The sequence below is a fragment of the Chitinophaga sp. SVR4-12A genome, from assembly GCF_056754765.1.
Map to the genome: position 1 here is coordinate 2,277,207 of NZ_JBPGWP010000001.1, position 18,079 is coordinate 2,295,285.

Genomic DNA, 18,079 nt, shown 5'->3' on the forward strand with positions numbered 1-18,079 from the left:
CATCAACAGCAGCATATCAGCACAGTAGCACATTAACCAAGTGCGGCGCCCGCTTTTAACAACAATTCTTTTGTTTTGCGGATACCTTCTTCTTCAGACAGCTTGCTGCCTTCATATTCAATGCCTATATGCCCTGTATAGCCGGCATCTTTTACGATCTTCAGCATCTTTGCATAATCTGTTTCCACGCAGTTGCCATTAGCGTCAAAGTCGTAGGTTTTAGCGCTCACACCTTTTGCAAAAGGCATTAATTCGGATACGCCTTCATAGCGATCGTATTCTTCCAGACATTTTGTTTTTGCCCAACCTTCGGGGGTGTTGCTTTCCGGTTTGGTACGGTTAAGGCAGAAGTTCCCAAAATCAGGCAGTGTACCGCAGTTAGGCATGTTTACTGTTTTCATTACGTTGGCAAGCCATTTGCCGTTGGAGGAAACGCCACCGTGGTTCTCCACTATCACGTTAATATTATGTGCTTTACCGAATTCAGACAATTTGCTCAGTGATTCCGCTACTGCTTTAGCCACATCTTCGGGTTTACCTTCTCCTGCAGCGTTTACGCGGATAGCGTGGCATCCTAAATATTCAGCAGCTTCTATCCATTTGTAATGGTTCTCTACAGCCTGTAAACGTTTCTTTGTATCCTGGTCGCCCATTTCACCTTCTCCGTCACACATAATCAGCACACTGTGCACACCGTTATCATCGCAGCGCTTCTTCAGGTCGGCCAGGTAGGTTTTGTCCTTTGCCTTGTCTTTGAAGAACTGGTTCACATATTCCACTGCATTAATTCCAAATTCACTGGCTTTAGCAGGGAAATCGAGATGGTTCATTTTACCTGCAAACAGGGCCTGGTGGAAAGACCATTCTGCCAGTGAGATCTTGAAGAAAAGCGATTGAGCGGTTTGTTTGCCGGCTGTAGTGTCGGCAGCGGTGGAATCGGCGCCTGCTTCCTTTGAAGTGCCTGCACCTCCACAGGAGGCCAGTACAGAGGGCAAGAGACCCATACCCATAGTATACACGCTTAGTTGCCTCAGGAAGTCACGGCGATTTTTTGCTGTAGTCATATACGTGGTTTTCTGGTGAAGAGAACAAAATACAAAATATAAGATACAAATTCCTACGGCTTATGAATCGTCGCAACATTGCGCGCCGCCATAACATTATCTAATTTAATAATATTTAGTATCTTGCAGCGGTTCAACTAATACCAATACCTATGAAAAAGACCCGAACACTTATGTTGTTGGCTGGTATAGCCCTGTTTGCCTCCTGTAAGAAAGATGAAGAACAACAACCCGCCGACGTAGCCATTAGCGGAACATGGAACAAGGTGAGCGAATACAGAACCATTACACAATCCGGAAGGACAACGAAAGACACGGTTTTTTACCCCGCAGGAACCAATACCTGGAACTTTGATCAGCCTGCGGGAAAAATATACCGCGTGAAAAATAATCTGGCTGACACACTTTTTTACAAGCTGATAGAGGAGAATAAAAAGATAGTGACTTCAGTGGATGGTGATTTCATTTTTGAGCTGGACACTTTACCGGTTCTTCAGCTGGATAAATATTACCTGAAAACAGAAGGGCATTATACCACTCCATTTGTGATGAGCGTCATCTCTAATTTCGCCAGGTAAGCGCCGCTACCGGCGTTAATGGTACATGATAAATGTAAAGCAAGCGGAATGCGCGGGCATTTACATTTATCATTTTTATTTTTCAAGGAACGCTAATACGCTGTTGATCACTGTTTCATTTTTCATGATGCGGAAGTGTCCCTCACCCTTGATCCTGAGGGACTGGATAGCAGGATATTGCCGTACAAATTCACTGACCTGTTCCTGCTTTACCAGGTGATCGTTCTCATCATAGGCAACCAGTATCTTATCAGCCTTTACCTGGTTGATGTGTCGGAAAAGGTCCAGCTCCTGCAGGTCTCCCTTTAATCTTTGCATAATAAGCCGCTGCAGTTCGGGCATTACCTGCTGCGGTATACTGAATAGCTGGAAGGTTTCATTGAAGAATACGGGTGCGCTCACGGCGGCGCTGATCATCACCAGGCGAGGTACACTTACCGGTTTATGCACCAGGGTGAGAGCAGCGCTTAGCCCGCCCAGGGAATGACCTATCACCGCGTGCACAGGGCCGGTACGCTGTAGTAATTGTTCCAGTATATGCATCCATTGCATAAGGTTGGTGCGCTTTCCCTGGGATGCGCCATGGGCGGGTGCATCAAATGTTATAACCTCATAACCAGCTGTTACCAGCGCAGCGATCATGTGCTTGAAATCAAAAGGGCTTCCACCCCAGCCGTGCAGGAGCAATATCTTTTTATCGGATGTACCCCAGCTGTAAAGAACCAGGGAAAGCGGACGATCGTCAAAAGGATAGCGGCTGAAGTCAACTTTTTCCACCTGGGCGGTTTTCCTGAGGGCCACATGGGTATCCCGCAGCTTTCTTTTTGGTGGTGTGCTATACATGTTAAAGAACATGCGGGCGGTTAAACCCGGAAATGGCTTGCCAAGCCTGGACAGTACAAATGCAGATATTCTCAGGGAGAATGGTAATACCTGGTGCTGCATAGAATAAGACGGTTAAGAAGGCTAAATTAGACCATTCGGTCTTAACTAAAAAATTTAATTGTGGGGAGGGGAAAAACTTAATTCGTCATCACTAATACTGGAAGGGATAACAGAAGAGATAGAGAGAAGTTTGCAAGGCGTGGTTACCTTAACATGAATTTTATGATGGCTAGTAGGGAGACAACAATGGCCAACAATTGAGCCATGCTCATTACGCAAAAAGATTTGGTCAAATCAGCTCTAAGACAGGATATTTCTGTTTTTAACTCTGTCTTGAATTCAGTTCTAAGGTTACCTATTTCGGTTCTAACTTCAACTTTCAGATCACCCATTTCTGATCTTAATTCGGTTTTAAGGTCTCCCATTTCTGTTTTGAGATCGGTTTTGAGATCAGCCATTTCCGCTTTGAGCTCAGTTTTAAGATCAGCCATTTCCGTTTTGACGTCAGTTTTGAGATCAGCCATTTCCGTTTTGAGCGCTGCCTTCAGACCGGCCATCTCCGATCTAAGCTCTACCTTGGCAGCAGCGATTTGTTTCAGCAGCTCCTCCCGGGTAGCTGTTAAATCTTTCTTCACGAAGGTAACATCGGTTTTTACAAGAGCTACATCATCCTTCAATGCGGAAACATCTTTCTTCAACAGGACAACATCGCTCTTCAATAGGGTAACCTCATTTTTCACGAGGGTAACATCGTCCTTCGTAGCCAACTGTGCGATCCTTGCGCTTATTTCCCTTTGAATAGCCATGCTGTCTGTGTTTTCTAAATACTCCACAATAGTTTTTGCTGATACTGCTCCATGTACTTTTTCAAAAATCTCAAATACTTCCAATGCTTGTTGCTTCATTTGGTTAACAAAATTTGATGATGTTGCTAAACTAGCAACTATTTTAGCAAAAAACAAAAAAACTGACTCCTTTTAAAGTAAATAATTTCGTTTATATCACACTGAAAATCAAATCGTCAGACAGCGTAAAATGTATACAAAATGGGTACTTTTGTTCAACCATTGGCTGATAATCTTCAACACTTCAACCTTACACACAGCACATTCCCCTTATTGGCCAATTCAACATTTTTTTCTTACTTCGATCCTAAATGGACAGCAATCTCTCCTACCAGGACATACTGAAAGAGGGTGAAAAATTATATCACCCCGGGCTTTCTATCGACTGCGTGATCTTCGGCTTTCATAAAAACGAGCTGAAAGTGTTATTGCTTAAAATGAAGCATTCAGATAAATGGGCCTTACCGGGAGGTTTTGTCCTGAAGGAAGAAAACGTGGAAGACGCCGCCGCGCGTATCTTACAGGCGCGTACCGGGCTGGAACAAATCTTTCTGAAACAATTCCATCTCTTTGGGGATACCCGCCGTTCAGACAGCGAATTTAACCGCGGGTTCCTGGAACAACATGGTATTCCATATGACAAGGATCACTGGCTGCTGCAAAGGTTCGTCACCGTTGGCTATTATGCGCTGGTAAACTTTGCCAATGCCGTTCCGCGCCCCGATCCGCTGTCTGACGCCTGTGAATGGAAAGACCTGCAGCAGGTATCATTGCTGCGCCATGATCACAACCAGATATTGGATAAAGCCCTGGAAACCCTCCGGCAGGAGCTGCGCTATCAACCCATCGGCTACAACCTGCTGCCAAAAAAATTCACCATGCGGGAACTGCAGAAATTATATGAAACCATTCTTGGGAAAAAACTTGACCGCAGGAATTTTATGCGCAAAGTGCTGTCTTACGGTATTCTAAAAAAGACAGGAGAAGTACGTACAGGAGCCGCCCACACTTCTCCCCAGCTTTACACCTTTGACCTGGACCGTTATCAACAGGCCTTGGAAGAAGGCCTGCAAAAAGTATGGTAATCCCTTCCCCGCTTACATTGTTTCTATTTCATCTTTATGGGTAGGCTTATAATACAGGTAGTAGAAGGCCAGTATCAACACTCCCATGATAAAGGGGATCACCGCCAGGTGCTTATAGGTAATGCTGCCTGTAACGATCCGGCTGTCAAAGTGCAGGAACTCGCTGATCATCCAGTAGGAGTTGGCCGTGATCCATACGGTAATGGCCAGGTTATGGCATAGCTCTGACATAAATTGCCGGGTACGCCATGCGATAACAATAGATATGATCAGGGTCGGGAAGATCATGGTGATGCCCAAGGGACGCCAGATCATACACCAGCTGATGTCTTTCAGCAACCAGAAAACAATATGCAGGTTCTCCATCCTCCGGTAACTGAGCGGAATGCTGTATAGGTCGCCGGAACCGCCGGCAGCAGCTGTCTGTGTGGTTTGGGTAAGTGTCTCTTGCTCCATGTCTACAAAAATATAAAAAGGAACCGCATTCGCAGCGGTTTTACTGTCGTAAAATGATAATCCATTGGCGCAGGATGGTAAGCCTTCAGCCACCTGCAGAAGCTAGCTTTGTACCATCAAACAAATAAAAACCCAATAATATGGAAAATCAGACATTACAGGTAGTAAGCGCATTCGTAAATGCTGTACAACACATGGACACTGAAAAATTAGGCGCTCTCCTGCATCCCTCCGTTCAATGGGACCAGCCAGGCAGCAACCGCTTCTCCGGTATCAAACAATCCAGCGCCGAAGTATTCCAGATGGTAGGTGGCATGTTTGAGGTGTCACAAAACTCCTTCGCGCTGACGGATGTAAAGATCCTTGCCGTTAATGGCAACAGCGCAGCCTGCGCCCTCCGTTTCAAAGCTACCCGTCCCGGGGCAGTGCTGGATACCGACAATATAGACGTATACACGGTTGAAGGCGGACAAATAACAGCAGCCAGGATATATGCAACAGATATTGAACAGGAAAACAACTTCTGGGGGAAATAGCCTGTTATTTCCCGATAACAGCGGCCCGCTTGACCACCACACTCCAATCGCTTCCGCTCCCGATATGGTATTTAGCGGCAAAGTTACCCATATTCAGTGCAAAAGATAGTTGCATCAGGCTGTTCAGGTAAGCCAGGGGCCTGCCTTCCGGCACATCTCCAAAGGTGTGGGCATAAGGCATGGCGCCCTGGTACACCTGTTTTCCTTTATGATACAAACTAACCTGCAGCATGTCCCCTGTTTTCGCTTCCAGACGATTGAAAAGGTCGCTTGGTATATTGGTCCACAGATTACCATACTGTACATCCAGGATGGCAATAGTGCCTTTCAGTGCGCCATTCTCCAGTACGGCCAGCTGATGCGGAAGGCTTACAACAGTATCCGGCAATGCCGGGCCTACCTCTTCAAAGGTGATCACGCCTGCAGCCAGGCGGGCGCCTGTATAGGCATATACGTCCCGCCCATGGAAAGTATAAGACTGCCGGGAATCTTTACGTCGGTTCACCGCCTCATCAATCTCCCGCAGCGCTTCGATACCTTCTGACTGGGCAATCAGGGTCAGTGTACCATTATCCGGCGTTACGATATAATGGCCGGCTTTTGTTTTCAGTACTACCGACTTACGCGCTGTACCCACCCCGGGATCTACTACAGACACAAACACAGTGCCTGCAGGCCAGTAAGGTACCGTTTGTTCCAGGCGGTAAGCTCCCTCCCAGATATTATAGGCGGGTATTTCGTGCGTTACATCATATAGCTTCAGCTCCGCAGACACGCTGTTGGCCACTCCTTTCATGGCAGAAACAGCACCATCCTTTAAACCAAAATCCGATTGAAAAACAAGGAGCTTGTTCTGTGCATTACCAACAGCAACAGATATACGGGCTTTTGAAAGTTAACTGGCATAAACATTTGTATTTGAGCGGACCAAACTTACTAAATATTTAGCGGCAGCATGCACTTTACCGGGAATTATGACTATTTTACTAAATCAGCCAAACTTTATATCCCATGCTTTATCAGCGCAAAACACACGTCATCCTGGTATTTCTTTTGAGCTTACCTTTCCTGCTGCCTGCGCAGCAAATAAAAATAGTGACCAACCATGTTGGTTACGAAAGTACCAAGGCAAAGAAAGCCATTATTGTTGCCGAAAGCCCGGCTACTATCAACGGCTTTCAGTTGATCAACGCCAACAGCGGCCATGTTGCCTATACCGGTAAACCAGTGTTTACCGGGCCTGTTAAAAAATGGAAGAACTGGGTTTTCTGGACCATGGATTTCAGCAGTTATACAACACCGGGTACTTACCGGCTACAGCTTACTGCAGGCGGAAAAAATATCAGCTCCTACCCTTTCATCATTGGTAAGAACGTGCTGGAACAGGCCACCATCTCAGACGTGATCTACTACTTCAAAGGGCAACGCAGTTCCGGGCTGCTGGATAAAGCAGACCACCATCTGCGGCTGGCAGGGAACACAACAGATACCGCCGGCATAGATGCACACGGTGGCTGGTATGATGCTACCGGTGATTATGGCAAGCATCTGTTCTCATCTCTCCTTTTCTACTTACTTCAACCCGCAACAGATATCCCTGACGGTATACAGCCTGTTAAAAACCTATGAGCTGCTGCACCAGAAAAGTGGTACCGACTATCGTCAGTATAATAGAAGATTGCTGGATGAAGCCATGTACGGCGCCGATTACCTGGCCCGTGTACATCCTGCCGATGGCTCCTTCTACCGTTCTGTATCTGCACCCGGTCCCGGTAAACTGGCAAAAGACAGGATCATACCCGGCAAAGAAAGAGGATACAGTATTAAAAAGTCGAAAGACCAGCCCGCAGGCAATGCTGATACCAAAGAAGATGACTGGAAAGGTTACCAGGTCAGCTATCGTTCCGGCGGCGGTATCGCCATCGCAGCACTCGCCATTGCGTCTACCTATGATACCTCCGGTGATTATAGCAATGCGGATTACCTGAAAGCTGCAGAAAGCGCCTTTGCTTTCCTGGAACAACACAATCCTGAAATGACAAACGACGGCGCGGAAAACATTGTGGATGATTACTGCGCGCTTGCAGCTGCGGCAGAATTGTACAAAGCCACCCGTAAACCACAATACCAGGCAGCGGCGGATAAAAGAGCTAAGCAGTTAATGGACCGGCTTAGTTCCTGGAAAACTTATCACGACTACTGGCGTGCTGATGACAAAGACCGTCCCTTCTTTCATGCCGCTGATGCCGGTTTCCCCCTGGTAAGCCTGGCTGGCTATTATCCGCTGGCCGGCAGTGAGATGCAGGAACGTATAAAGGCAACCGTTAGGAAGTCCTTACAATTTGAGCTGTCCATTACACGCGAGGTCAATAACCCCTTTGGTTATAGCCGTCAGCTGGTACAGGATACTTCCGGTAACCGGCACAGCGCTTTCTTCTTTCCCCACGGTACGGAAACCGCCCCCTGGTGGCAGGGAGAAAATGCCAGGATCGCTTCCATGGCCAGCGCGGCACGAATAACCGCCCGCCTGTTCAAAGAAGACAAGCCCCTGCGCGACAGCCTGGAACGTTTTGCCCTGGACCAGCTAAACTGGATACTGGGACTGAACCCTTATGATGCCTCTATGCTGCAGGGCACCGGGCATAACAACCCGGCCTACGGCTTCTTTGGTACCTTTGAATATACCAACGCGCCGGGCGGTATTGTGAATGGTATCACTTCCGGTTTGGAAGATGAAGAAGACATTGAGTTTAATTTGTCATATGCCACTACCGGCAAAGATTATGACTGGCGCTGGGCCGAACAGTGGCTGCCGCATACGGCGTGGTATTTACTGGCGGTTGCACTGGCCGAATAATCATCACAAAAAATAAAATGTTGAAAAAATTATCCCGTTTACCTGAATTGTTATTATTGCTGCCCGGCATCTTGATCTGGCCGGTGTATATCGGCAATTCCGCTTTAGATATACACTTACACGACACTTATTACGTCATTGAAGGATATGGCGGCTCACTGATCTTTCTCCCTTTTTATATTATGTTGTTTCTTTCGTGGATAACGCACCGGTTACTCAGGCGGAAAAGCCTGTTACCGGTAGCGTGGCAGTGGAGTCAGGTAGGCATTACTTTAGCTTGTTTGCTGGCCTTCCCCTTTTTCTTAAAGCTATCTTTCGGCGGCACCGCCAGAAGTTATTACGATGGCAGCTCACTTTATGCCATGTGTACGTTTTTTCTGGGCAGCACACTTAGTCTCTTTATCTTGGTACTCTGCCAGCTATCATTCTGGATTGCTGCCGCAATTCTGCTCGTGAGGAGCAAAAATTATCGTTAACATTCTTCAGGACCGTTCTCCAACCGGGTGATGATCTGATTCAATCACCCGGTTTTTTTTGCTTCTGGCACGGTTATTGACTAATGGTGATTTTTAATAATATTAATATTTTTTGTATATTTCGGCTTAGGTAAACCGATATCTTTATTTTAAAGCGTTATTTAGCAACATGTTACGCAACTCTCTATCCTATGTTTGCAGAAAGCAATACAGAACATTGCTTTTCTCGCTGCTGGTTTCTCCTCTCTTTTCAGTACAGACAATGATGGCTGCCAGCCACTTTCCGCCGGCTTTGTCAGGGGACACAAGTATCTTTCAACCCACAGACGCACCTGCAACGCCTCCCGTTAATGATGGTATGGGCGGCATTGAGCTGGGCGTAAAATTCAGGACTGCCCAAAGTGGAAAAGTAACGGGAATCCGGTTTTATAAAGCTGCTCCCGTTGCCGGCAACTATACCGTACACCTATGGAGCAGCTCCGGCAACAAGCTGGCAGAAGCCGCCTTTACAGTAGATACTGCAAAGGGTTGGCAACAGGTGGCGTTTACCACTCCTGTGACTATTAATGCCAATACCACCTATGTTGCATCTTATTTCAACAATACCGGCGACTATGCCACCACCAACCCGTTCTTTGAAAAAGCGGTGGTGAATGGTCCGCTCCGTGCGTTGGCCAATGGCGAAGACGGGCCTAATGGCTTATATAAATACGCCGCAGCACCGGTCTTCCCGGATAATAACTATGGCTCCAGCAATTACTGGGTAGACGTTGTTTTCATTCCCGATGAAGTACCGGTACAGCAGGCGGCCGTTGCGGCCCCGGCGGCCGGTCCGGCAGCTGGCGGTAAAGATACCCTGGCTCCTGCCATCAGCAATGTAAAACCTGTGACCAATGCAGATGGTACAGTAACCGTTAGCTGGAATACCGACGAAAACGCAGATGCTACTGTTGATTACAATATCAACGCAGAAAACCTTACACTACACGCCGGCGATAATAAACGCGGTACAGCTCATTCCGTACAGATTGCAGGCCTCACACCGGGAATTGCGTATTATTTCAGGATAAAGTCTAAGGATGCCGCCGGCAACACCGTAATTCGGCCAAACATCACCGCTCCTCCCTTAAGCTTCACTGTAACAACGGCGCCTTGTGCGGTGGACAGTTCTGCAGCAAATTTCCGGGACGGCGGACAAGACGTAGGCGCACTGGTGAACCCTAACGGTACCATCACCCTGCAGCCACTGGTGAATGAAGAATTCATCAGTTTACTCAAATCTATCCCCGAAGGCTGGTCTGGTGGCCGCTACAATAATGACGGTACCACCGTGAATAATAATGGAGTGATCACCGTGAACGGCACGCACGTATTTTCAAATGCCAGCTTCGAGCCTGGCTCCTCCATTGAGTTTGCCGCCATTTTCGGCGCAGGCGCCTATCAGAATATCGGTTTCTCGGGCGATCAACCGTATGCAGACGGCACCTGGATAACCATAGGTCAGGCTAACCAGGCAGACGGCAACCTCTATGCCCGCGCATCCGATAATACAGAAATAAAGATCGGCTCAGGTTTGCTGGGATCTTTACATTATTACCGGATCAAATGGAACCCAACCAATTTTGAGTTTTATGTTGACGGAGACGTAAAGCCAAGAGCTACCATTAACCTTAAAGTGAGCAATAACATGTACATCCAGATCAGCGACTTTGTGAGCAGCGATGAAGGATTGTCTATCGACTGGATGCACGTGGCGCCCTATGCCGCCTCTGGCAGCTTCACGTCAAGAGTGTTCGACGCCGGCGCTCCCACCAAATGGGGTGCAGTGAACTGGCATGGAGAAACGCCCGCCGGTACCGCTATCACTATCGCCGTTACCACTGGTGATACCCCTAACCCGAATGACGGCACCTGGTCTTCCTTTACGCCCATCAAGGCGCCCGGCACACCGGTGAACAGCAGCAGCCGTTACATCCAGTATAAAGCAACACTGACTACAACAGATAAGAAATATACGCCTGTACTAAAAGGCGTATCCATCAACTGTTCCGGCAACAGCAACATGGCTGAGAAGGTAAAAGAAACCCTTCAGCCTTCAAAGCCTACACAGGCCGCCTCCAACGGGAAGCTGGACGTGAAAGTAGCGCCCAACCCGAGCAGTGATTACTTCAGCCTGGCTATCAGCGGCCCGGCAGATAAGCCCATCATGGTGAATATACTGGACGCCTATGGCAGGATCGTGGAGCATCATCAGAAAGTAATGCCTTTTACCACCCTGCAGGTAGGAGAATCATTATCCCCTGGCACTTACTATGTAGAGCTCTTACTGGGCTCACAACGTAAAACAGCCAAGATCGTCAAAGTGAAATAACCGGCCGCCGAAGGCTGCTACTCCTAAGTGATTAAAAAGATCACAAGGGCTTTCCCGGAAGCCCTTGTGATCTTTTTAATTTGGCGCAGGCCCGTCTTCAAAAATAAATTTTGTAAAATAGACCGATTGGTTTATTTTTGTGTTGTCATGAGTAAAGCAGAACGTACACGCCAGTTAATCATTGAAAAAGCAGCGCAGATCATCAACCGCAAGGGAATGGCCGGCACCTCTATCAGTGATATTATGGAAGCCACCAAACTGGCTAAAGGCGGAGTGTACGGCAACTTTGAAAGCAAGGAAGAAATATGCGCCGAGGCATTTGATTACCTGCACAATAACGTAATGACCGCTATCCGGGCCAGCTTGTCAGATAAAACATCTGCCCGGGAACAGCTGCTCGGCCTGCTGGATTATTACAATAACGCCCCGCTGAGAGAAGATCACTACGGCTGCCCCTTGCTGAACTTCGGCACGGAAGCAGATGATACCAATCCCGTCATTAAGGAGAAAGTAAGCAAGGCTATTACAGAATCCCAGGGACGCATCGCTAAAATCGTACGCAGAGGGATCGAAGCCGGTGAGTTCAAACCGGATTTTGACGCCTCTCTGTTTTCCGTGAAGGCTTTTACAATGATAGAAGGCGCTATACTGGTATGCCGGGTGCAGGGTAACAAACGGCAGATGCGTATCATCACAGATATTCTCCGCAAAGAAATTGAGGATAACAGCCTTTGATTTTTTTTGCCTTTAAAAAGACCGTTCGGTCTATTATATATACACAGGACTATTAAATACTTTAACAATGAACATTCAAAACAAAAAAGTGCTTGTCACCGGCGGTGGTTCCGGTATAGGATTCTCTATCGCTAAAGCATTTGCAGATAAAGGCAACCAGGTGATCCTGTTTGGCCGTACTGAAGACAGGCTGAAAGCAGCAGCTGCTCAGTTGCCTAACGCTTCCTATGTAGTGGGCGACGTTACCAATGAAAAAGACGTATTGGAGCTGGTTAAACAGGTGAAAGAAAATTACAATGGCATCGATATACTGGTGAACAACGCCGGTACTGCAAGGCTACAAGCCCTGGATGCCTCTGTTAATATCTATGATACGGCTAAATTTGAAATAGAGATCAACTACCTCTCCGTTCTTCGCCTGACAGAGCTGTTGCTTCCTACCCTGAAAGCCCGCAAAGAAGCGTCGATTATCAATATCCAGTCCATCGTTTCCTACGTACCTAATGCGTTTTTAGCCACTTACAGTGCTACCAAGGCAGCCTTGCATTCCTATTCACAGTCGCTGCGGCTCACATTAGAAAAGAGCGCACCCAATGTGAAAGTCTTTGAAGTATTCCCTCCTTATGTGGATACAGATCTGACCAAAGGCGTTGAGGCCGACAAGCTGACCCCTGACGAAGTTGCCGACGATATCATTCGTTCCGTAGAAAGTGATTCATACGCAGTAAGGAATGGCAGCACAAAAGATCTGTACCAGCTGTTCCGCCAGTCTCCGGAGGAAGCCCTGATCGCGCTGAACAGCCGTTGAGTAATACAACAACGAATCAACCATACAACCGTAAATTGCGGGCTCCTTTTCAGGGCCTGCAATTTACATCCCGCACTAAGCTTACGTTTAAATTACTCGTCATAAGGGGAGGGACTGATAGACGACCATCCTCCATCGATCACCAGGCTTTGGCCCGTAATGTGCCGGGCCTTTTTAGATACCATGAACAATGCCGCCTGGGCTATATCCAAAGTGGTAGCCGGCCGTCCCATAGGCGTAAGGCGCGACCAGGTCTTTTCGTAATCAGGATCAGAAACTGTTCGCTCTGTCAGCGTTGCACCAGGCGCCACCGTATTTACATTGATACGGTAAGGCGACAGCTCCACTACCAGGTTCTTGGCCAGCATTTCAAGGGCGGCCTTGGTCATGCTATAGGCAGCCAGGTCTTTATGCGCCTGATGCCCGGTAACAGATGAAGTGAACAGGATACTGCCGCCCTGCGGCTGCTCTTTCATCTGTTTCGCAGCTGCCTGTGCCAGGAAGAAATTGCCGCCCAGGTTCACCTGCAGCACTTTATAAAAATCCGATTCCGGATAGGTAAAGAAGTTGCCGAACAAAGTAATGCCTGCATTCCCGATCACCACATCCAGCCTGCCAAAACGATCCACCGCTGCCTGTACCATCTGTTGTATGAAAGAAAGCTCGGCTGCATTACCGCCCATAGGAATACAAACATTGCCCGAAGGGTCGATATCCGCAGCTGCCTGCTGTGCAAGTGCCGGATCAATATCGTTGAGCAATACTGCTGCTCCTTCCTGTACCAGCTGACGGCACATCTCATATCCAATTCCCTGCCCGGCGCCGGTAACAATGGCCACCTGGTCTTTAAACATAGCACTGACAGACATGATTTACGCTTTTTGGTTTAACTGATCACCCTTCCCATCAAAGGATCGCTGAAACTTTCCCTGCCATTTTCCGCATGGCCTGCATACCGCTTTTCAAAGATATCAAAACCATCGGCTTTTACACTGAAATCATACCATCCATGGCTCTTATCCAGCGAAAGCAGGATGGTTTCCTTATCTCCAGCGTTGATCTTCCTCACAATGTTCTTTTGCCCATAGGCATTATCGCGGATAGTCACCTTTAATGTGCCGGAAGCACCGGAATGCTTCATCCTGAGTATGACACTGCCTGTTGGTTGCCCGGTCTTAGGATCCAGCTGATCTTCCAACCTGCACAGCAATCCCGGATCCTTATCATTACCTGTAAACTGCCGGTAAAAGCCATTGGGGCCGTGCACGCGTAAATGATAGTGGCCTTTATCAAAAGCATCCAGCGGCCACTGGTAAGTGATGGCATCACCTGCAGCAACGGCAAATGCCCAGTTCCGCCCTATCTCCATAGTGCCCTTATCATTCCTGAACTTACTAGGTGCATATACGGTGAATGGAGCGCCGGCCGCCTTACCGCTGCTGTTACCGGCGGCCATCCTGATCTCAACATGCTTTTTATCCTCACTCCACTGCGCATCTGCATATAGCTCATACGGCAAGCCACAGGCAGGACGTACACCTTTCTCTTGTGCTACCAGGCGGTCGATAGCAAGCGGCTCGCGCACGATCTTTACGATCTCCTGTTCAGACAATTTCTTATACCCCTTCGGCACCTCCTTAAAACGGGCGTTATGAATATCTTCCACAAAGCGGTCCCTGTTGAGGAAAGCAATGTTATCCGGTTTGGTACCGTTAAAGGGACTGAAAGCAGCGGTAAGATCCCCGCAAACCGTTCTTCTCCACCGGCTGATATTTTCCTGCCGGATGTTTTTGCCAAGCTTTTGTTGTAAGAAAGTCTCCAGGAATTGTAAAGTAGAGGTATGATCAAACACCTGCGAGCATACTTTACCACCCCTGCTCCAGGGCGATGCGATCAGCATCGGCACCCTGAACCCAAGGCCGATAGGGGCTTCCCTGGCCTGTTTCTTTGGCACTCCCTGTTTCAGCTCATTTTCCAGCCTCACATGCTCTACCTCTGTATCAATGCCGGCAGAAACTTTGCCGGTGCCAGGTTTGTTGTTATCCGGAATAGAGAAAGGCACAAAATGATCAAAGTATCCGTCATTCTCATCATAGGTAACAATGAAGATGGTCTTCTTCCATACTTCAGGGTTCTGCGTGAGTATATCCAGGATTTCGGATATATACCAGGCGCCATACCAGGGCGCGCTGGGGTGATCGGAAAAGTTTTGTGGGCCAGCCATCCAGGATACCATGGGTAGCTTTCCCTCCTGCACATCTTTGCGGAACTGGTATAACAGGTCTCCGGCGGGTACCTGCATTTCCCGTTGTGCTGCACCATCTGTATAATTCAGCTTTGCAAGAGAACGGAAATCCGGATCGCCTTCATTTATTACAAAAGCCCTACGGTACAGGTTCTTTTCCTTTTCCGTCAGCTTATCAAAATTCTCCGTGGTCCATTTGGCCAGCTCTGTTCTGGCATTATCCAGCACTTCCTGCTTCCTGGCAATATCGGCCTTTATTTTTCGCGCTGCTTCTTCTGTTGATGGTGTGGCTTCTTCCAGTGCATTGATCTCTCCCGGCAGCGTATCTGCCTGCTGCTGTAAATTCTTCAGGTAGCGCGATGAGAACTTTACATTATAGGCAGCAAAGAATTCCAGCAGGTTACAGCCAAAGTTGGCCAGCCAGGCCCGCTCTTCCCCTTTAAAACCACCGCCGCAGCTAATATCGTTCTGGTAGAATTTCCAGGGCACATTGTGCTCTTCCAGCAGCTCAGGAAAGGTGTTCCAGGGCAATTTACCATAGCTGAAATCATCATTACGGATATGCGCCTTGGGCAAACCATTTTCCTCATGGGTGATCTTGCCGGTCCAGAAGAAAGAGCGATTCGGTGTAGTGCTGGTCATGGCAGAACAGAAATTCTGATCACAGACCGTAAAAGCGTCTGCCATAGCATAATTAAACGGCAGATCCTCCCGCGTGTAGTAACCCATTGTGAGGGGCATAGGAGCATACTCTTTGTTGCCTGATCGCTTCGCGATCAGCCACTGATCATACTTACCGCCGTTATACGCGTCTACCTGGCTGGCGCGCGAGTGAGGCAGGGCGCCCATCCAGGTGCTCTTTGTATCTTTAATGTCCAGGCGGAACGGCGCGTAGGTTTCTCCCAGCTCGTTTGTCTGCAGCCACACCGGCTTGTGATCCGGCTGGGAAACAGCCCTTGGATCATTAAAACCCCGCACCCCTTTTAGTGTGCCAAAGCAGTGATCAAATGAACGGTTCTCCTGCATCAGTATCACGATGTGCTCTGCATCAAGATAAGTACTTCCCGGCGCCGGATCAATGGCAAGCGCCCGCTGTATGGAAGTGGGGAGGAACGTGGAAAGCCCGGCCGCGCCGGATAATAACATTGATTTCTTGAGAAATTCCCTGCGTGTATCCATGCTAACAGTAACAGTTAAATGCTGTGAATTTAATACGGCATTTAAACAAATAAAAGCACAGGGCCGAAAAAAATCAATTCCCGCGCAGATATTCCATAAACTTTTGCTTATAGCTTCTGCCTACAGGGATGGAAAATTTATCGATGGAAACAAGATCATTACTGAAACCGCTCACCCTGTCAACCGCAATGATGTAGGATTTATGCACGCGCAGGAACTTACTCTCAGGAAGCTTCTCTTCCATATAACTGATGCGTTGATACGTAACAAGCGACCGGGAGTCTGTAATGATCTTGATATAATCCTTAATGCTTTCTATGTAGATGATCTCCCGCAGGAAGATCTTGGCCAGCTCCTTGTTCACTTTAAAATACATGTATGCCTGCTCAAAAGCATTGGCCAGCTGACCGGATTCATGATGACTGAGGTATAGCTTATACTGGTTGAACTTCGCAATGGCCTTCAGAAAACGGTCAAAAGTTATGGGCTTCACCAGGTAGTCCAGCGCATCCAGCTCATAACCGTCTGCCCCATATTCCCGGTAGGCAGTAGTAAAAATAACAGGCGGCCGCTGTGGCAGGGAACGGATCAGCTCCAGGCCTGACATCTGCGGCATGGAAATATCGAGGAAGATAACATCCACCATGCTTTTTTGCAGCAGGGCAAATGCTTCCAGCGCATTATTGCAGATGGCCGCTATCTCAAAATGTTCGATCCTCGATACATAAGAGCGGAGCAGTTCCTGGGCAGGAGGCTCATCATCAATGATCATGCACCGTACTGTCTTCATCTTTTTTGATCTTCAGGATGGTAAGAAAAGAATCATTCTCACGTATACACTTAAACTCATAATTATCCTGGTACAGGATATCAAGGCGCTTCTTCACGTTTTCCAGCCCTATGCCATTCTTGCTGCTTCCATTTCCGTTACTTCGCTCATCACAGCTGTTCTCAATCTTTACAGACAGCCATCCATCCTTCAATGCAATATCCATTCTTATCCAGCCGTCCCTGATATTGTTGGATACCCCGTGCTTGAAGCTGTTCTCGATCAGCGGTAACAACAACAAGGGCGCTATTCTGAAGTGATCCACCGGATCAAAAACGTTCAGCGACACATCCAGCCTTTTCCCATACCGGATCTTTTCCAGCTCGATATAGTTGTTGATATACTCCAGTTCCTTGCCCAGTGAAATAGTGGTCTGCCGGCTATCATACAACATATAGCTCAGTAATGCAGAAAGGCGGTAGATGAGTTCTGATGTTTGCTGGTTGTTCTGCTGTGCGTAAGAATAAATATTATTAAGCGTATTAAAGATAAAATGCGGCTGCACCTGCGATTTTAACAGCTCCAGCTGCGCCTCTGCCTTATCTTTCTGCAGCTGCTGGGTAGTACGTTGCTGCTCATACCAGGCACGCAGGAAATAAAACATCGCATACAGCGCCACGATCAGGTAGGTGTTCACCGCTTCGATGATCAGTTTTGGCGGAAACAGGAAAGACATGGTCTGCTGTCCTTCCGGATAATACAAGGGATAAGTATAATAGTAATTAAATGCACGGCGGATCAGCGTAAAAACGATCGCGCTACCGCCAAACAGCATCCAGAACGTAGTTCTTTTACCTTTTAAGAAGAAGCGTTCAATCAGTACATGCACCGTAAACCAGGTGGCGCAGAAGGTAATAGGAACGATCACCGCAGCATTGATGGCATACCTTTTATACTCGCTGCCAACAGCGGCATTGCCCAGCCATTCATATAAAAAGTAAAATGCCCAGAACAGTAAAACGAAGCCTGTATTTCGTTTGTAGCTCTTCATCCTGCAACTAAAGTAATGAATTTCAGCTAAGAAAAAACCGTTTCGACGAACAACGGTTTTGCCCCACGAACGGCATTCGGAATGCGTCTTTCCGTATGGGCGAATAATGATCCCTTTGGGCTAAATAAGGCTTCGGCAC

General features: G+C 47.8%; 18 protein-coding genes. 9 read left to right on the top strand and 9 right to left on the bottom strand.

The window, feature by feature from the left end; translation table 11 throughout:
- Positions 1-32: 32 nt before the first annotated feature.
- A complete protein-coding gene (locus ACR9Y8_RS09195; RefSeq protein ID WP_481212958.1) occupies positions 33-1,064 on the bottom strand; it encodes a sugar phosphate isomerase/epimerase family protein in 1,032 nt (343 codons plus the stop codon).
- 152 nt (positions 1,065-1,216) lie between these two features.
- On the opposite strand from ACR9Y8_RS09195, the gene ACR9Y8_RS09200 reads away from it, so the two are divergent.
- Positions 1,217-1,642, top strand: a complete 426-nt coding sequence (locus tag ACR9Y8_RS09200; RefSeq protein WP_481212959.1) for a hypothetical protein — start codon at positions 1,217-1,219, stop codon at positions 1,640-1,642.
- Between the two features lie 75 nt (positions 1,643-1,717).
- Here ACR9Y8_RS09200 and ACR9Y8_RS09205 read toward each other — a convergent pair whose 3' ends face one another.
- Both ACR9Y8_RS09205 and ACR9Y8_RS09210 read right to left on the bottom strand, forming a co-directional pair.
- Complete coding sequence (locus tag ACR9Y8_RS09205; RefSeq protein WP_481212960.1) at positions 1,718-2,587, bottom strand: alpha/beta fold hydrolase; 870 nt, start codon at positions 2,585-2,587, stop codon at positions 1,718-1,720.
- A 143-nt stretch (positions 2,588-2,730) separates the two neighbouring features.
- Positions 2,731-3,432: a hypothetical protein gene (locus tag ACR9Y8_RS09210; RefSeq protein WP_481212961.1), complete on the bottom strand. Its 702-nt coding sequence runs from the start codon at positions 3,430-3,432 to the stop codon at positions 2,731-2,733.
- 251 nt (positions 3,433-3,683) lie between these two features.
- On the opposite strand from ACR9Y8_RS09210, the gene ACR9Y8_RS09215 reads away from it, so the two are divergent.
- Positions 3,684-4,457 carry an NUDIX hydrolase gene (locus tag ACR9Y8_RS09215; RefSeq protein WP_481212962.1) on the top strand — a complete coding sequence of 258 codons (774 nt, stop codon included), beginning with the start codon at positions 3,684-3,686 and terminating at the stop codon, positions 4,455-4,457.
- 12 nt (positions 4,458-4,469) lie between these two features.
- On the opposite strand, the gene ACR9Y8_RS09220 is transcribed toward ACR9Y8_RS09215, so the two are convergent.
- A complete protein-coding gene (locus ACR9Y8_RS09220; protein WP_481212963.1) occupies positions 4,470-4,913 on the bottom strand; it encodes a hypothetical protein in 444 nt (147 codons plus the stop codon).
- A 140-nt stretch (positions 4,914-5,053) separates the two neighbouring features.
- Here ACR9Y8_RS09220 and ACR9Y8_RS09225 point away from each other — a divergent pair, with 140 nt between their 5' ends.
- Positions 5,054-5,449, top strand: coding sequence for a nuclear transport factor 2 family protein (locus ACR9Y8_RS09225; protein WP_481212964.1), 396 nt, complete (start codon positions 5,054-5,056; stop codon positions 5,447-5,449).
- A gap of 4 nt (positions 5,450-5,453) precedes the next feature.
- On the opposite strand, the gene ACR9Y8_RS09230 is transcribed toward ACR9Y8_RS09225, so the two are convergent.
- Positions 5,454-6,245 (bottom strand): SAM hydrolase/SAM-dependent halogenase family protein, encoded by a 792-nt coding sequence (locus tag ACR9Y8_RS09230; protein WP_481212965.1) that lies wholly within the window; start codon positions 6,243-6,245, stop codon positions 5,454-5,456.
- 215 nt (positions 6,246-6,460) lie between these two features.
- On the opposite strand from ACR9Y8_RS09230, the gene ACR9Y8_RS09235 reads away from it, so the two are divergent.
- The 6 genes from ACR9Y8_RS09235 to ACR9Y8_RS09260 all read left to right on the top strand — a co-directional run bounded on the left by ACR9Y8_RS09235 (position 6,461) and on the right by ACR9Y8_RS09260 (position 12,696).
- Positions 6,461-7,078, top strand: coding sequence for a cellulase N-terminal Ig-like domain-containing protein (locus ACR9Y8_RS09235; RefSeq protein WP_481212966.1), 618 nt, complete (start codon positions 6,461-6,463; stop codon positions 7,076-7,078).
- On the top strand, positions 6,987-8,306 hold the full coding sequence (locus ACR9Y8_RS09240; RefSeq protein WP_481212967.1) for a glycoside hydrolase family 9 protein: 1,320 nt from the start codon (positions 6,987-6,989) through the stop codon (positions 8,304-8,306). Before ACR9Y8_RS09235 ends, ACR9Y8_RS09240 begins: the two co-directional genes overlap by 92 nt.
- Before the next feature lie 17 nt (positions 8,307-8,323).
- Positions 8,324-8,782 (top strand): hypothetical protein, encoded by a 459-nt coding sequence (locus tag ACR9Y8_RS09245; protein ID WP_481212968.1) that lies wholly within the window; start codon positions 8,324-8,326, stop codon positions 8,780-8,782.
- Positions 8,783-8,951: 169 nt separating this feature from the next.
- Positions 8,952-11,153: a DUF4082 domain-containing protein gene (locus ACR9Y8_RS09250; RefSeq protein ID WP_481212969.1), complete on the top strand. Its 2,202-nt coding sequence runs from the start codon at positions 8,952-8,954 to the stop codon at positions 11,151-11,153.
- A 147-nt stretch (positions 11,154-11,300) separates the two neighbouring features.
- Positions 11,301-11,888, top strand: coding sequence for a TetR/AcrR family transcriptional regulator (locus ACR9Y8_RS09255; RefSeq protein ID WP_481212970.1), 588 nt, complete (start codon positions 11,301-11,303; stop codon positions 11,886-11,888).
- A 67-nt stretch (positions 11,889-11,955) separates the two neighbouring features.
- Entirely contained in the window at positions 11,956-12,696 is a 741-nt protein-coding gene (locus tag ACR9Y8_RS09260) for an SDR family oxidoreductase (RefSeq protein WP_481212971.1), read from the top strand.
- A gap of 92 nt (positions 12,697-12,788) precedes the next feature.
- Here ACR9Y8_RS09260 and ACR9Y8_RS09265 read toward each other — a convergent pair whose 3' ends face one another.
- From ACR9Y8_RS09265 to ACR9Y8_RS09280, 4 genes are all read right to left on the bottom strand, one after another.
- The gene (locus ACR9Y8_RS09265) at positions 12,789-13,565 is read right to left on the bottom strand and encodes an SDR family NAD(P)-dependent oxidoreductase (protein WP_481212972.1); all 777 of its coding nucleotides are present in this window, start codon (positions 13,563-13,565) and stop codon (positions 12,789-12,791) included.
- 17 nt (positions 13,566-13,582) lie between these two features.
- On the bottom strand, positions 13,583-16,120 hold the full coding sequence (locus ACR9Y8_RS09270; protein ID WP_481212973.1) for a phosphocholine-specific phospholipase C: 2,538 nt from the start codon (positions 16,118-16,120) through the stop codon (positions 13,583-13,585).
- A 73-nt stretch (positions 16,121-16,193) separates the two neighbouring features.
- Positions 16,194-16,910, bottom strand: coding sequence for a LytR/AlgR family response regulator transcription factor (locus ACR9Y8_RS09275; RefSeq protein WP_481212974.1), 717 nt, complete (start codon positions 16,908-16,910; stop codon positions 16,194-16,196).
- Positions 16,882-17,940 carry a sensor histidine kinase gene (locus tag ACR9Y8_RS09280; RefSeq protein WP_481212975.1) on the bottom strand — a complete coding sequence of 353 codons (1,059 nt, stop codon included), beginning with the start codon at positions 17,938-17,940 and terminating at the stop codon, positions 16,882-16,884. The genes ACR9Y8_RS09275 and ACR9Y8_RS09280 overlap by 29 nt, the downstream gene beginning before the upstream one ends.
- Positions 17,941-18,079 lie beyond the last annotated feature (139 nt).